This window comes from Mycobacterium pinniadriaticum (assembly GCF_026242045.1).
Lineage (GTDB): Bacteria > Actinomycetota > Actinomycetes > Mycobacteriales > Mycobacteriaceae > Mycobacterium > Mycobacterium pinniadriaticum.
In genome coordinates, this window is record NZ_JAPJDO010000032.1 from 56,734 (window position 1) to 69,624 (window position 12,891).

Consider the following 12,891-nt stretch of genomic DNA (forward strand, 5'->3'; position numbering starts at 1 on the left):
GGCGGCCGACCCATGACCCGGACACGGGATATCGACATGGTTGGGGTGAATATTCAGTGAGCCGAGTCCATATCCCGAAGTTGGGGATTATCGCCGCACTGCGCCAGAAGACCGACTACAAGCGCTGGGCGGACACCCGGAATCTCTACTCGGACTGGGAGCCGCGGACGCAACGGGCCGCCGAGTTGATACCCGCCGGCAGCAGGGTGATCGAGTTCGGCGCGGGTACTCGAGCCCTCGAACGCCATCTCGACCCGTCCAGCACCTACACACCCTCCGATCTCGTCGACCGCGGCCCGGGAACGATCGTCTGCGATCTCAATGAGCGGCCGCTGCCGAACCTGGGCCCGGACACCTATGACGTCGCCGTCATCATGGGGGTGCTGGAATACCTCCGTGATGTGCCGTCGGTGCTCGACTGGCTGTCCACATTCGTGCCGCGCTGCGTGATCTCCTACGGCTGCCCGGATAGCAATGACCAGTTCCGGCGTACCAAGCTCGGGGCCATCGACCGCGTCAGCCGCGGCTGGTTGAACAGCTACCTCGAAGAGGATGTGCGGTCTATGTTCCGGGATCGGGGCTACACCAGCCTGCACGAGGAGAACTGGGCAAACGTCGACGGGTATCAGCACCGGCTGTTCGTCTTCGCGCAGTAGCCCATGCCCGGCCCCGCGTCACTTTCCGGTTGCAGGTGACCGGCGGCCCTCGCAGCCAGCGCCGATAGCCTGTAGCGTGGGACCGCTAAGGGAGGTATGACTGGTGACGTCGACACTGACATTGACTGACGTGCTGGCAAACGAAGGCATCGCCGATTTGACCGGACTCTGGCCGGTTGAGTTGATCGAGGACTGGAACCGCCGCCTCGATCCGATCTTCGCCGGAACCGACGGTGAGCGACGGTCGTACGCGAGTGCCGACGCGCTGGCCGCCACCGGGATCTTCGCCGAAGTGTTCAGTGAGCCCGTTCGCCAGCTCATCGCCGGCATCCACCCGTCGGCCCTGCTGTATCACTGCCACTGCTATGAGATCGCGGCCAATCAGGGCCGGCCGCACATCCACCGCGACAAGCCGCTGGGTTGGCATCGCGACACCGAGACGATCCGGTCCTACACCCCGGATTTCCCCTCCTTCATCAGCATCTTCATCCTGCTGTCGCCGGTCGGCGAGGGCGATGGCGCATTCGAGTTCTACCCGCACCGACCCAACAACGGGATGCGCGCCGGAGGCGACGCGGTGCAGCTGGTCGGCCCGGTCGGTACCGCGGCGATGTGGAACCGCTCGTACTTCCATCGCGCGTCGCCCAACCGCGGCGCGCTGCGCCGACGCGTCCTCAAGGTCTCGTTCCAGCCCGCCGGCCTGCCCAACGACCGGATCGGGCTGCCGGAGTTCCAGGAGGCCCGCGCGCATCTGACGGATCCGGCCCTGCTCGCCCTCATCGATGAGCGCCGGGTCGGCACCACCAGCCCGCTGCCGGACCGCGGTGCGGTTCCGTCCGGTACCCCGCTGTCGCCGACGACGAAAAACGAGCTGTCGCGGACGCAGGCAACCTACATCCGCGCCCAGACCGTCGGTTTCCGAGTGCTCGCCGCCGCGGGCGTTGTGTGACGCAGCCCAGTAGTCGGCTGCGGGCGCTCGTCGTCGGCTCCGGATACCGAGTCCGCAACGCTTTTCTTCCGGCGTTGAGTTTGTTGGATTCCCGCATCGAGGTCGTCGGAATTCATTCGCGCACTCTCGCGAACGCACGAAAAGCCGGTGAACGGTGGGGTGTGGAAGCGATCGAGGATCCGCGCGTGCTTCGGCCCGGGGACATCGACCTCGCGCTGGTGTCGGTGACGGTGACCAACAACCTCACCGTTCTGAAGTCACTGGCCCACCTGGCACCGGGCGCCGCACTGGTCATCGATACACCCGGGGTCGGCCGCCTCGATGACCTCGCGCGCATGGCACAATTCCGGCGCTGGGCACAGATCCGGGTCGGCGAAGACTTCATGAACATGCCGCAATACCGTCTGGTCGGCAACGCGATCCGGGCCGGAGCGCTCGGTGAGGTCAGCCGGGTCGCCCTGTCCGAGATGGGATATCGCTACCACGCGTTGGCGTTGGTCAGGTCGTGGCTTGACCTCCTGCCGCCGAGCTCTGCGCGCAGCAGGCGGGTTCCGGGCGGCGTCGACATCGACTACCGCTTCCGCGGCGGCAAAATCGGCGAGGTTCACGAACCCTATCGACAGGGCGAGGGATCGTTCGTCGTCACCGGCAGCAAGGCCGTCCTGGCCGGGCACCCGATGGGCCATCCGATCCCGGATACCCGTGGCGCCAAGCTGGTTCGTATCGAGGACGACAACGGCCTGACCGGGTTCGAAATCGACGGGTTGGGGACGCCGATGAAGATCGGCCTCCCGTATCACGCGACACTCGGCGCGATGGGCCTCGAGGACGATTCCGAGTTCAACCTGCTGCGCATCGACGGTCTGAGCCAGGTGATCGCGTCACTGTGGAAGACCGGCGGGCAGGAGCGCAGCGACCCGGGGAGTGGATCCGACCCGGTGAATACGCGCTACCGACTCGAGGACGCTGTCGCCGACAACCTGGTGAGCTGGGCCGCCCGCGCGATACCCTGGCTGCCCACCCCGCGGCTCTGACTCACTGCTCCTCGTAGTCATCGGGAACATCCAGCGTCGCCCCGCCTTCGGCTTCCCACGCAGCGTGACTATCCGCGTCGAGCAACGCCACGGAAGCGGCGGCGGAGGCCGCTGCCGTCGCGGCAGCCCGTTTCGCGGCCTGGTATTTGACCCTCGGCGGCTTGGCCGGCCACCAGTTCGCGTCGCCGACCAGCACTGCGGCAGCCGGCACTGTGAGCGTTCGCACCAGGAAGGTGTCCAGCAAGAGGCCGACTCCGATCACGAAGCCGATCTGCGCCGCGGTGAGGACGCTGCTGACGGTCAGGGCCATCATCGACGCCGCGAAGATGAGGCCCGCCGAGGTGATCACGCCACCGGTCGCGCCGACGGTGCGGATAACCGCCGAACGCACACCGTATTTCGCCTCGTCGCGGATGCGCGATATCAATAGCAGATTGTAGTCGGCACCGACCGCGACCAGCACCATGAACGCGATTCCCGGTACGCCCCAAGCCAATTCCTGGCCGAGGATGAACTGGAACAGCACCACTCCGATACCCAGCGCGGCACCGTAGGACAGCACCACAGAGAGCACGAGATACAGGGGCGCGACGATCGCGCGCAGCAGCACCACCAGGATCAGGAAGACCACGACCAGCGTCATGCACAGGATGTAGACGAAGTCGGAGTCGTAGAAATCCCGGACATTGGCGTTGATCGAGGAGAAGCCCACCATCGAGATTTCGGCACCGGCCAACTCGGTGTTGGGCCGCGCGGCGTTCGCGGTGTCGACGATCGTCTTGACTTGATCCATCGCCGCCGTGCTGAACGGATTGAGCGCCGTCTGGACCAGGTAGCGCGCCGAATGGCCGTCCTCGGAGACGAACAGCTTGGCGGCCTTCTTGAACTCGTCCATGGTCAATACCTGCGGCGGGATGTAGAAACCCGACATCGGCGGCTCGGCCGCCTCCCGCTTCATGGCCAGCAGGAAATCCGATGCCTGATCGAGGCCCGCGCCGAGGTTGCGGGTCTGATCGACCAGCGTCTGCACACCCAGGGCCAGCTGGCGGCTGGAATCGGCGAGCTGATTGGCGCCCTGAACGGCCTCGTTGAGCTTCTTCTCGACACCACCGGGTTGGCCCACGCCGAGCGCTCGCGCGGCCGCCGTGGCCTTCTTGACGTTCTGGCTCAGCGTGTGGACGGCCTCGTCCAGCTTCTGCGATCCCTCGGTCGCCGAGAGTTCACGGGCGAACTCCTCGATGGAATGGACCGCCTCGGTGTTGCTGACGTCGACGATCTTCTGCAGGTCCGACCGGGAGGCCACACACGCCGGGTCCGCATCGCACTGCGGGCTGACGTTCAGCGCGTTGACCATGGGTGTGGCCCAGTCGCTGATGCTGGTGACCCGCAGGATGCTGAGTCCCAACGCGTCGCCCAGGGAGCGCATGTTGGTCACCAGGGAGGCGGTCTTGTCGATCTGGTCCAGCGTCTTGGACCCGCCGTACTTCTGCGACATGGCGTCCAGCGCACTCGTCAGCCCCCGGACACTGGCGATCGATCCCACCACCTGAGTGCGGATCTCGCCCAGGACGTCGGCCATCTTGCCGGCACCTCCCGACAGCAGGGTGAGGTTGTCGTCGTTGGAGTGGATGAGGTTCGACGCCTCGCCGAGCTTGCTGCCCACCTCGCCGGCCTGGTAGGTGGTTTTGGCCTGCTCGAGCACCTGGCCGGTCGGGCGGGTGATGCCGCGAACCATGTCGATGTCGGGTAACTGTGCGATGCGCGCGGCCATCTGCTCCATATCGGCCAGCGCCTTGGGGGTGCGCAGGTCGTTCGGGGACTGGATGAACAGGAACTGCTGCAGCGTGCTGCTGATCGGGAAGTGTTTGTCCATCACCTCGTAGGCACGGTTGCTCGCGGAGTCCTGCGGCAGGTTCTTGCGGTCGTCGTAATTGAAGTTCATCACCGCCGTGGTGGCAGCCAGCGCGGCCAAGATCACCACACTGGTCACCAGCAAGAGCGTGGGGCGGCGGACGATCATGACGCCGGATCGGCGCCAGAACCGACCGGTGATGTCCCGTCGCTGTTTGATCCATCCGCGCCGGCCGGCCAGCACGATGAACGCCGGCAGCAGGGTGATGGACGCCAGGAAGCCGACGAAGATGGTCACCGACAGGGCCGGACCGACGGTGGAGAAGATCGCCAGTTTGGTGAAGGACATCCCGAGGAAGGTGATGGCGACGGTGCCGGCCGAACCGGCGATCACCTCGCCGATCGTGGCCAGCGCTTCGACCAGGGCGTCGTCGGACCCCATTCCGGTCTTGGTGAGTTCTTGATAGCGGCTGTACAGGAAGACGCCGTAATCGATGCCGGCGCCCATGATCATGCCGACCATCAGCATCATCGTCTGCGGGCCCAGCCCCAACCCGAGTTCGCCGAGGCCGGCCACGACCTGCTGCGCAACCACCAGCGAAATGCCGATAGTGATCAATGGCATCAGCATCGCGATCAGGCTGCGATAGACGAGAAGCAGGATGGAGAACACCAGCCCGACCGTGGCGATCTCGATCATGTGCTGATCGCGGGCACCGATGACGTTCATGTCCTCGATCGTCGAGGCCCCACCGACCACGTTGACCTGCAGCGACGAGCCTTTCGCCGCCTCCTGGACGGACTTGATGACGTGCCGGTAGGACTCCTGGCCATCCGGGGCGCCCATCGTCCCCGACATGCTGACCGGCAGGTTCCAGGCCTTGCCGTCCTTGCTGGTCATCACCTCTTTCAGCTCCGGTGTGCGGACGAAATCCTGGAGCGACGTGACGTACTTGGTGTCGTCCTTGAGCTCGTCGACGATGTTCCGGTAGGTCTCCTCGTCGGCCGGTGTCAGGCCGTTGTCGTTGCTGAGGATGATGGCCGCGAAGTTGCCTGCGTCGGCTTCGTGAAAGGCCTCCTGCATTTTCTTGACCGACACCAGCACCGGCGCATCTTTGGGCAAGAAATCCGGTGGGTTGCGGGCCGCGACGACGGCCAGCGGGGTGATGAGGGCCATCAGGGCCCCCGCCAGAACAAGCCAAGACGCGATCACGAGCAGTGGGTGGCGAACGATCACCCGACCCAAGCCCGTGAGGAGCTTATGTGGTGACACGCCCCTGAAAATGGCGCGCTTGGACATCACACCAAGTTACATCGCGGGAACACCCGGGCATGTATCACAAGGTGGCGGGCCAATTCGTGGCGCGCACGCACCCGCAAACCGGATCGTACGCCCCCGGCCGCGACTGTGCGCGGCGCCGATGCCCGCGTGCGACCATAGAGCAAACAAGAAGGAGTCAGGCATGAGCTGGACGGTGTTGATGGCCGGCGCCCTCGTCACCCTGGGGGTCATGGGTGCACCGGTCCCCCGGGACAACCCTGACCCGGCCCTTCCCACCGGCCCCGACGACCCCGCCTGCATGCAGTATCCCCAGTACGCGGCGTGCCAGGGCGGCCCCTACTGGCAGGGGCCGCCGGTCAGTCCGCTCGATCCGCAATGCGCCGCGATGCCGGGCTATGCGGCCTGCTTGGGCAGCCCATATACGCCATCACCGCCACCGCCACCGCCACCGCCACCACCACCACCACCACCCCCGGCGCCCGAGCTGCCGATGACCGGCGGCATGCCCGGTATGCCGGGACACATCTAGGTCGGCTCAGCCGATCAGGACCGCGTACCGCGGCTTGATCACCTCGTCGATGATCGTCAGCCGTTCGTCGAAGTGGATGAACGCCGACTTCATCGCGTTGATGGTGAACCGTTCCAGATCGCTCCACCCGTAGCCGAAGGCCTCGACCAGCCGCAGCATCTCCTGGCTCATCGTGGTGTCACTCATCAGGCGGTTGTCGGTGTTGACCGTGACCCGGAACCGCAGCCGGGCCAGCAGGTCGAATGGATGGTTGGCGATACTGTCCACCGCACCTGTCTGCACATTGGAGCTCGGGCACAGTTCGAGCGGGATGCGCTTGTCGCGCAGGATCGCGGCCAGCCGGCCCAACCGGCCGGTCCCGTCCGGAAACACCTCGATATCGTCGACGATGCGTACCCCGTGGCCCAGCCGGTCGGCTCCGCAGAAGGCGAGGGCCTCGTGGATAGACGGCAGTCCGAACGCCTCGCCGGCATGAATCGTGAAGCGCGCGTTATGGCTTCGCATGTACTCGAAGGCGTCGAGGTGCCGGGTGGGTGGGTAGCCGGCCTCGGCGCCGGCAATGTCGAATCCCACCACCCCCTTGTCCCGGAATCGGATCGCCAGTTCGGCGATCTCCTGAGATCGCGCGGCGTGGCGCATCGCGGTCACCAGGCAGCGCACCACGATGGGGCGGCCGTCGGCGGCCGCGGCCTTCTCTCCATCGGCGAATCCGGCCAGCACCGCGTCGACCACCTCGTCGAGGGACAGCCCGCCGTCGATGTGCAACTCGGGGGCGAAGCGCACCTCGGCGTACACCACGTTGTCGGCGGCGAGATCCTCCACACACTCGAAGGCCACCCGGTGCAACGAGTCGATGGATTGCATGACGGCGACGGTGTGGGCGAATGGTTCGAGATAGCGCACCAGCGACCCGCTGTGTGCGGCGGTGCGAAACCAGTCGGCCAGTGCGGCCTCCTCGGTGGCGGGCAGCCCGTCGTAGCCGATCTGCCCGGCGATGTCGAGAACGGTGGCCGGCCGCAGCCCGCCGTCCAGGTGGTCGTGCAGCAGCGCCTTGGGCGCCTGGCCGATGGTGCCGAGAGTCAGTGGCGTGGGCATCAGGCGATCCGATCGATGATGAGGGGGCGCTGCGGCGGGCCGGAGCGCAGCGACCCGGGGATGGGTTCCGCGGGTCTGTCATGGACGACGCTCCAGGCACCGTCGAGTTCACCCAGGGCGGCCGGCATCCGCTCTGCGGTGTCGGTGTACAGGGTGAACAGCGGCTCACCAGCGGAAACCGGCTCGCCGGGCCGCCGGTGGATACGGACGCCCGCCCCGGCCTGCACGCGTTCTCCCGGGCTGGCCCGGCCAGCGCCGAGCCGCCATACCGTCAGCCCTACCGCCATCGCGTCGATGTCCCCCATTGTGCCGCTTCGTGGTGCCCGCACGGTCTCGGAATGGGCACCGATCGGCAGCGGGGCGTCGACATCCCCGCCCTGCGCGCTGACCAGGGCACGAAACCGGTCCATCGCGGTACCGTCGCGCAACGTCTGCGCGGGGTCGGTGCCGTCGATCCCGGCCAGGTCCAGCATCTCGACGGCCAGCCGGACGGTCAGTTCCACCACGTCGTCGGGTCCGCCACCGGCGAGAACCTCCAGCGATTCGGCGACCTCCAGGGCATTGCCGGCCGTGCGCCCCAGCGGAACGTCCATATCGGTCAGCAAGGCGCGCGTGGGCACACCCTGGGCCTCGCCCAGCTCCACCATGGTGGCCGCCAGCTCCCGCGATTCGGCTTCGGTCTTCAGGAACGCGCCGCGGCCGACCTTCACATCGAGCACCAGGGCGTCGGCGCCCTCGGCCAATTTCTTGCTCATCACCGAGCTGGCGATCAACGGCAGGGACTCCACCGTGGCCGTGACGTCACGCAAGGCATAGATCTTGCGGTCGGCGGGAGCAAGCTCGCCGGCGGCGAAGATGGCCGCGCCGATTTCCGACAATTGCTGACGCACTTGAGCTTTGGAGATCTCAGCGGTGAACCCGGGAATGGACTCCAGCTTGTCCAGGGTGCCGCCGGTATGGCCCAGACCACGGCCGGCGGCCTGCGGAACCGCCGCACCGCAGGCGGCGATCACGGCAACCAGCGGAATGGTGATCTTGTCGCCCACCCCGCCGGTGGAGTGCTTGTCCACCGTCGGCACCCGCCGGCCGTCGCGGCGCAGATCGCTGAAGTCCAGACGCTCGCCCGAGGCGATCATCGCCGTGGTCCACCGGGAGATCTCACCCCGATCCATCCCACGCAGGAAGATCGCCATCAGCAGGGCCGACATCTGCTCGTCGGCGACCCGGCCGCGGGTATAGGCGTCGATCACCCAGTCGATCTCCGCGTCGGTCAACCGGCCGCCGTCCCGCTTGGTCCTGATCACCGTCGGAGCGTCGAATATGAACTCCATCACCGCTTTTCCCGCTCCACTCGGGCCAGGTCGTCGGGCCCGAAGGCCTCGGGCAGCAATTCGGCGAGCCGACGGGGACCACTTGGGTGATCGACCAGCAACTGCGGACCGCCGTGCTCGAGAAGCAGCTGACGGCACCGACCGCACGGCATCAGCGCGGCCCCGGTGGCGTCCACCACCGCGAGCGCCACGAGCCGTCCACCGCCACCGGAAACCAGTGCGCAGACAACCGCGCATTCGGCACAGAGACCTAGGCCATATGAGACATTCTCCACATTGCAGCCGGTGACAACACGGCCGTCGTCGGCCAGGGCCGCGGCGCCGACCGGGAACCGCGAATACGGCGCGTAGGCACGTGATGCCACCTCAATTGCCTTGTCGCGCAGCATCTTCCATTCAATCCCAAGAGTCATATGTCGCTCACCACACCCGTACTGAATGCATTCACCGACCACCTCGCAGGAGTTGCCTTGCGGTGGTTACCCTGCCAAATCGGCCGAGCAGCCGCCTGTTAACCCTGCACGGTAGTTCTTTCGACAGTACAAACGGCGTTAGAGTCCACCCAAACTATGGCGATGGTGTTGGAGGCAACTATGGCGATGGTGTTGGAGGCGCTGATGAGTACAGCGGCACCGGTCGTGCCGGGCCCGCGCGATAAGTCGACTCGGCGACGGCGCACCATTTACCGCGGAGACCCGGGAATGTGGTCGTGGGCGTTGCACCGCATCACCGGCGCGACGATCTTCTTCTTCCTCTTCGTACACGTCCTCGACACCGCACTGGTCCGGGTCAGCCCGCAGGCCTACAACGAGGTCGTCGCGACCTACAAGACGCCGATCGTCGGCCTGATGGAGATCGGCCTGGTGGCCGCACTGCTCTATCACGCACTCAACGGTGTGCGCATCATCCTCATCGACTTCTGGTGGAAGGGTCCCCGTTATCAGCGGCAAATGCTGTGGGCGGTAGCCGCGGTCTGGCTGCTGGTCATGGTGCCCGCCCTGGTGATCATCGGCACGCACATGGCGGAGCGGTTCCTGTGAGCGCGCCCGAGGGCCGGCTCGGCCCGCCGGCGCCGATCCTGGAACGCAGCCACGACCGCCCGGCCGGGCTGGACAATCCGCGCACCCCGCGGCGGCGCGCCGGTATGCCCAACTTCGAGAAGTACGCCTGGCTGTTCATGCGCTTCTCCGGCGTGGTCCTGATCTTCCTGGCGCTGGGGCACCTGTTCATCGGGCTGATGTGGGACGGCGGCGTCTATCGCATCGACTTCAACTACGTCGCCCAGCGCTGGGCCTCGCCGTTCTGGCAGACCTGGGACCTGCTGCTGCTGTGGCTGGCCCAGCTGCACGGCGGCAACGGGATCCGCACGATCATCGCCGACTACGCACGCAAGGACTCCACCAGGTTCTGGCTCAACTCGCTGCTGGTGGTCTCCATGCTCATCGTGCTGGTGGTGGGTACCTATGTGCTGCTGACCTTCGATCCGAACATCTCCTAGACGACGATTTTCGAGGCGAAAATGATTACCGAACACCGCTACGACGTGGTCATCGTCGGCGCAGGCGGGGCGGGCATGCGCGCCGCCGTCGAGGCGGGTCCGCGGGTACGCACCGCGGTGCTGACCAAGCTCTACCCGACCCGTTCGCACACCGGTGCCGCCCAGGGCGGCATGTGCGCGGCGCTGGCCAACGTCGAAGAGGACAACTGGGAGTGGCACACCTTCGACACCGTCAAAGGCGGCGACTACCTCGCCGACCAGGACGCTGTCGAGATCATGTGCAAGGAAGCCATCGACGCGGTGCTCGACCTCGAGAAGATGGGGATGCCGTTCAACCGCACCCCCGAGGGCCGCATCGACCAGCGCCGGTTCGGCGGGCACACCCGCGACCACGGCAAGGCGCCGGTCCGGCGGGCCTGCTACGCCGCCGACCGCACCGGCCACATGATCCTGCAGACGCTCTACCAGAACTGCGTCAAGCACGACGTGCAGTTCTTCAACGAGTTCTATGCCCTGGACCTGGCATTGACGCAGACCCCGAGTGGTCCGGTGGCCACCGGTGTCATCGCCTATGAACTCGCCACCGGCGACATCCACGTCTTCCACGCCAAGGCCGTCGTGTTCGCCACCGGCGGATCGGGCCGGATGTACAAGACCACCTCCAACGCCCATACGCTGACCGGCGACGGGTTGGGCATTGTCTTCCGCAAGGGTCTTCCCTTGGAGGATATGGAGTTTCATCAGTTCCACCCGACCGGCCTGGCCGGTCTGGGAATCCTCATCTCCGAGGCGGTCCGCGGCGAGGGCGGCCGGTTGCTCAACGGTGAGGGCGAGCGGTTCATGGAGCGCTACGCCCCCACCATCGTCGATCTGGCCCCGCGCGACATCGTCGCCCGATCAATGGTGCTGGAGGTGCTGGAAGGCCGCGGCGCCGGCCCGCACAAGGACTACGTCTACATCGACGTGCGCCACCTCGGTGAGGACGTTCTGGAAGCCAAACTGCCCGATATCACCGAGTTCGCCCGCACCTACCTGGGTGTGGACCCGGTCAATGAACTGGTGCCGGTCTACCCCACCTGCCATTACCTGATGGGCGGGATTCCCACCACGTTGACCGGGCAGGTGTTGCGCAACAACACCACAACGGTGCCGGGGCTGTACGCGGCCGGTGAGTGCGCCTGCGTGTCGGTGCACGGCGCCAACCGGCTGGGCACCAACTCGCTGCTGGACATCAACGTGTTCGGCCGCCGCGCCGGCATCTCCGCCGCCAATTACGCCCTGGGCCATGACTTCGTCGACCTACCCGATGAGCCGGCGAGCATGGTGGTCGGCTGGGTCGCCGACATCCTCTCCGAGCACGGCAGCGAGCGCGTCGCCGATATCCGCGGTGCGCTGCAGCAGTCGATGGACAACAACGCCGCGGTGTTCCGCACCGAGGAAACCCTCAAACAGGCATTGACGGATATCCACGCCCTCAAGGAGCGATATTCCCGAATCTCGGTGCACGACAAGGGAAAACGCTACAACAGCGACCTACTGGAAGCCATCGAGCTGGGCTTCCTGCTGGAACTGGCCGAAGTCACGGTCGTCGGCGCATTGAACCGCAAGGAATCCCGCGGCGGGCACGCCCGCGAGGATTACCCCAACCGCGACGACACCAACTACATGCGGCACACCATGGCGTACAAGGAAGGCTCAGCCCTGCTCAGCGATATCCGGCTGGACTACAAACCCGTCGCGCAGACCCGCTACGAGCCGATGGAGCGTAAGTACTAGATGACCATTGCACCTGAGGTCGCCGAATCCGCCCTGCCGCCGATCCCCGAGGGGGCGGTGATGGTGACGCTGAAGATCGCGCGATTCAACCCCGAGGATCCCGACAGCGCCGGATACCAGAGCTTCCGGGTGCCCTGCCTGCCCAGCGACCGGCTGCTGAACCTGCTGATCTACGTCAAGAGCTATTTGGACGGCACACTGACGTTCCGCCGCTCGTGCGCCCACGGCGTGTGCGGGTCGGATGCGATGCGCATCAACGGCGTGAACCGGCTGGCCTGCAAGGTACTGATGCGCGACCTGCTTCCCAAGAAGGACAAACCACTGACCATCACCATCGAGCCGATCCGCGGGCTGGCCGTCGAGAAGGATCTGGTGGTCGACATGGAGCCGTTCTTCGACGCCTACCGGGCGGTGAAGCCGTACCTGATGACCTCGGGCAACCCGCCCACCCGGGAACGCATCCAGAGCCCGACCGACCGGGCCCGCTACGACGACACCACCAAGTGCATCCTGTGCGCCTGCTGCACGACGAGCTGCCCGGTGTACTGGAACGAAGGGTCGTACTTCGGGCCGGCCGCGATCGTCAACGCCCACCGGTTCATCTTCGACAGCCGCGACGAGGGGGCCGCCGAGCGGCTGGACATCCTCAATGACGTCGACGGGGTGTGGCGCTGCCGCACAACGTTCAACTGCACCGATGCCTGCCCGCGCGGCATCGAGGTCACCAAGGCGATCCAGGAGGTCAAGCGCGCGCTGATGTTCGCGCGCTGATTTTCCTGGCGCGAGCAGCTGTCTGGGGGGCTGCGCCCGGTGGTGGAGGATGAAAATTTGGCCGTGGTGTTCGGCCTGGTGAGGTGCTTGCGTCGCAGACGGGCGGGGTCAACCATGAA

At 66.1% G+C, this 12,891-nt stretch carries 12 protein-coding genes; 8 read left to right on the plus strand and 4 right to left on the minus strand.

The features are described from left to right. Positions 1-56 precede the first annotated feature (56 nt). The 3 genes from ORI27_RS25660 to ORI27_RS25670 all read left to right on the plus strand — a co-directional run bounded on the left by ORI27_RS25660 (position 57) and on the right by ORI27_RS25670 (position 2,639). Positions 57-656 (plus strand): methyltransferase domain-containing protein, encoded by a 600-nt coding sequence (locus ORI27_RS25660; RefSeq protein ID WP_265999859.1) that lies wholly within the window; start codon positions 57-59, stop codon positions 654-656. Between the two features lie 103 nt (positions 657-759). Continuing rightward, the gene (locus ORI27_RS25665) at positions 760-1,605 is read left to right on the plus strand and encodes a phytanoyl-CoA dioxygenase family protein (protein WP_265999858.1); all 846 of its coding nucleotides are present in this window, start codon (positions 760-762) and stop codon (positions 1,603-1,605) included. Further along, the gene (locus ORI27_RS25670; protein WP_265999857.1) at positions 1,602-2,639 is read left to right on the plus strand and encodes a Gfo/Idh/MocA family oxidoreductase; all 1,038 of its coding nucleotides are present in this window, start codon (positions 1,602-1,604) and stop codon (positions 2,637-2,639) included. The genes ORI27_RS25665 and ORI27_RS25670 overlap by 4 nt, the downstream gene beginning before the upstream one ends. Position 2,640: 1 nt before the next feature. Here ORI27_RS25670 and ORI27_RS25675 read toward each other — a convergent pair whose 3' ends face one another. After that, positions 2,641-5,790, minus strand: a complete 3,150-nt coding sequence (locus tag ORI27_RS25675; protein ID WP_265999856.1) for an MMPL/RND family transporter — start codon at positions 5,788-5,790, stop codon at positions 2,641-2,643. Positions 5,791-5,953: 163 nt separating this feature from the next. Between ORI27_RS25675 and ORI27_RS25680 the strand changes: the two genes are divergently transcribed. Further along, a complete protein-coding gene (locus ORI27_RS25680; protein WP_265999855.1) occupies positions 5,954-6,301 on the plus strand; it encodes a hypothetical protein in 348 nt (115 codons plus the stop codon). Between the two features lie 6 nt (positions 6,302-6,307). Here ORI27_RS25680 and ORI27_RS25685 read toward each other — a convergent pair whose 3' ends face one another. The 3 genes from ORI27_RS25685 to ORI27_RS25695 are packed head-to-tail and all read right to left on the minus strand — an operon-like array spanning position 6,308 to position 9,140. Next, a complete protein-coding gene (locus tag ORI27_RS25685; protein WP_265999854.1) occupies positions 6,308-7,396 on the minus strand; it encodes an adenosine deaminase in 1,089 nt (362 codons plus the stop codon). Continuing rightward, a complete protein-coding gene (locus tag ORI27_RS25690; RefSeq protein ID WP_265999853.1) occupies positions 7,396-8,730 on the minus strand; it encodes a thymidine phosphorylase in 1,335 nt (444 codons plus the stop codon). Before ORI27_RS25690 ends, ORI27_RS25685 begins: the two co-directional genes overlap by 1 nt. Then, entirely contained in the window at positions 8,727-9,140 is a 414-nt protein-coding gene (locus ORI27_RS25695; RefSeq protein WP_265999852.1) for a cytidine deaminase, read from the minus strand. Before ORI27_RS25695 ends, ORI27_RS25690 begins: the two co-directional genes overlap by 4 nt. Positions 9,141-9,344: 204 nt before the next feature. On the opposite strand from ORI27_RS25695, the gene sdhC reads away from it, so the two are divergent. Genes sdhC through ORI27_RS25715 form a run of 4 tightly spaced genes read left to right on the plus strand, consistent with a single transcriptional unit; the run spans position 9,345 to position 12,772 of the window. Next, on the plus strand, positions 9,345-9,767 hold the full coding sequence (gene sdhC / locus ORI27_RS25700) for a succinate dehydrogenase, cytochrome b556 subunit (protein ID WP_265999911.1): 423 nt from the start codon (positions 9,345-9,347) through the stop codon (positions 9,765-9,767). Further along, the gene (locus ORI27_RS25705) at positions 9,764-10,225 is read left to right on the plus strand and encodes a succinate dehydrogenase hydrophobic membrane anchor subunit (protein WP_265999851.1); all 462 of its coding nucleotides are present in this window, start codon (positions 9,764-9,766) and stop codon (positions 10,223-10,225) included. The genes sdhC and ORI27_RS25705 overlap by 4 nt, the downstream gene beginning before the upstream one ends. Positions 10,226-10,246: 21 nt before the next feature. After that, on the plus strand, positions 10,247-12,001 hold the full coding sequence (sdhA, locus tag ORI27_RS25710; protein WP_265999850.1) for a succinate dehydrogenase flavoprotein subunit: 1,755 nt from the start codon (positions 10,247-10,249) through the stop codon (positions 11,999-12,001). Continuing rightward, positions 12,002-12,772, plus strand: a complete 771-nt coding sequence (locus ORI27_RS25715; RefSeq protein WP_265999849.1) for a succinate dehydrogenase iron-sulfur subunit — start codon at positions 12,002-12,004, stop codon at positions 12,770-12,772. It begins immediately after the preceding gene. Positions 12,773-12,891 lie beyond the last annotated feature (119 nt).

Excerpts from the sequence above, each read along its gene's own strand:
- ORI27_RS25675 (WP_265999856.1), bottom strand. The coding sequence starts at position 5,790 with ATGTCCAAGCGCGCCATTTTCAGGGGCGTGTCACCACATAAGCTCCTC.
- ORI27_RS25680 (WP_265999855.1), top strand. The coding sequence starts at position 5,954 with ATGAGCTGGACGGTGTTGATGGCCGGCGCCCTCGTCACCCTGGGGGTC.
- ORI27_RS25685 (WP_265999854.1), bottom strand. The coding sequence starts at position 7,396 with ATGCCCACGCCACTGACTCTCGGCACCATCGGCCAGGCGCCCAAGGCG.
- ORI27_RS25695 (WP_265999852.1), bottom strand. The coding sequence starts at position 9,140 with ATGACTCTTGGGATTGAATGGAAGATGCTGCGCGACAAGGCAATTGAG.
- sdhC (WP_265999911.1), top strand. The coding sequence starts at position 9,345 with ATGAGTACAGCGGCACCGGTCGTGCCGGGCCCGCGCGATAAGTCGACT.
- sdhA (WP_265999850.1), top strand. The coding sequence starts at position 10,247 with ATGATTACCGAACACCGCTACGACGTGGTCATCGTCGGCGCAGGCGGG.
- ORI27_RS25715 (WP_265999849.1), top strand. The coding sequence starts at position 12,002 with ATGACCATTGCACCTGAGGTCGCCGAATCCGCCCTGCCGCCGATCCCC.